The organism is Spiroplasma sp. ChiS, assembly GCF_002968355.1.
Classification (GTDB): Bacteria; Bacillota_I; Bacilli_A; order Mycoplasmatales; family Mycoplasmataceae; genus Spiroplasma; species Spiroplasma citri.
On record NZ_PUUH01000073.1, the window covers coordinates 1 to 1,868 of the forward strand.

Below are 1,868 nucleotides of genomic sequence, written 5' to 3' on the forward strand. Positions count from 1 at the left end.
ATTTAGAAATATAATTAATAACATTCATGTGCTGAAAAAGTTATGATACCAAATTTACCATTCAAACATTTTCACAATAAAAGGAGTAAAATTTTAATGCAAGATGGAATAATTATCTGGCACATTTATTTATTTAGAAATATAATTAATAACATTCATGTGCTGAAAAAGTTATGATACCAAATTTACCATTCAAACATTTTCACAATAAAAGGAGTAAAATTTTAATGCAAGATGGAATAATTATCTGGCACATTTATTTTAACATATAGTAAAAAAATTGTCAAGTTGTATTTTTTTTATTATATTTAAAGATTTTCGTAAAAATTTTTAATTATTGAAATTGTTCAATGTTAAAAAAATATGATAGAATTGATTTGTTTATTTAATAAATACTGACATAATAATTCTTTCAATTGAAACCAAAATGCTAAAATTTCAAACTTCATGAGTAAAAATTAAATAGTTATTTGGAATAAAATGTTAAAAATTCATTAATCATTTTTAGTCATTGAAAAGAAGAAAATTATATGGCAAACTTCCAAATTACAAATTTAATTTTAAAATTAAATTTGTAATCAATTGAGAAAAGATAAATTTTTCAATGAAAAACCTATACTTTATGGTTATAAATTTGTCATTAAATAAAAATTTAATTAAAAATATTATCTAGCTTTGAAAAATAAAATATTAATATTTTTATTTTCTATTATTTTTCATTAAATCTTCTATTTCTTCTACTTCTTTGGCAATATCTTGAGTTAAGTTAACAGCTCCATTTTTTGTAATTAAAATATCATCTTCAATGCGAATTCCTAAGTTCAAGTTGGGCAAATATAATCCAGGTTCAACAGTAACGATACTATTTTCTACAAAAGGATGATGAATATTACCGACATCATGTACTTCTAATCCTAAATAATGACCTAATCCGTGATAGCAATAATTAATCAATTCTTTTTCTTCTTGCAAAATGTTCATTCGTTTTAGTCCTTGAAATAAAATTTTTGTTCCATATTGATTTAATTCAGCAAATGTTTTTCCTGGTCCAAGCCAATCTATTATTTTTTTGTTTGCGTCTAAAACTATTTGATAAATAGCTTTTTGTTCAAGAGAAAAAGTTCCATTAACAGGAAAACAACGACTAACATCCGAATTGTAGTTATTACAGTTTACACCTAAATCTAATAAAATCATATCATTTTCTTTTAAAATATCTTGTTTTTTGTGATAATGCAATACAAGAGCATTTTGGCCGCTTGCTATAATAGTTTCAAAAGAGGGCTTAGTGTTTTTTTTAGCAAGTAAATAATTATAATAAGCTGCTATTTGATATTCATACATTTTAGGTTTGATTTTAGATATTAAACTATATAAAGATTGACGATTGATATTAATAGCTTCTTTTATTTTTTTTATTTCGATGGCATTTTTAACTGTACGTAATTGTTCTAATAAAGGCGTAATATTATCAATTTGCAAGCTAGGATAAATATTAATAATTTTTTGCGATGTATTGAGTATTATGTTTTTGTCACTATTTAACATTTTATTTTCGTGCTTGTTCTAAACTTATTCCCTCACCATACCATAAACTTTTTAAAGTATCGATTTGAGGAATGAATAAAAAAGTATATTGATTTTAAGATTATTTTTGATGTTATTAATATCAATGCCAGATTTTTGTTTTGCTTGTTCTAAACTTATTCCCTCACCATACCATAAACTTTTTAAAGTATCGATTTGAGGAATGAATAAAAAAGTATATTGATTTTTTATTCCTTTAACTAACATTAAAATAGCATTTTCTTCTTCGATTCCTGTTAAATAATAAAAATTACATCCCACATTAAAAGAAGATTTAAAAT

Annotated in this window: 2 protein-coding genes; both read right to left on the minus strand. The window is 23.0% G+C overall.

All coding sequences use genetic code 4. The annotated features are described in order from the left end of the window. Positions 1–699 precede the first annotated feature (699 nt). Positions 700–1,548 carry a M24 family metallopeptidase gene (locus C6B38_RS02835; RefSeq protein ID WP_105298581.1) on the minus strand — a complete coding sequence of 283 codons (849 nt, stop codon included), beginning with the start codon at positions 1,546–1,548 and terminating at the stop codon, positions 700–702. 51 nt (positions 1,549–1,599) lie between these two features. Beyond that, a partial coding sequence (locus tag C6B38_RS02840; RefSeq protein ID WP_199558562.1) for an aminopeptidase P N-terminal domain-containing protein occupies positions 1,600–1,868 on the minus strand: 269 nt, incomplete at its 5' end.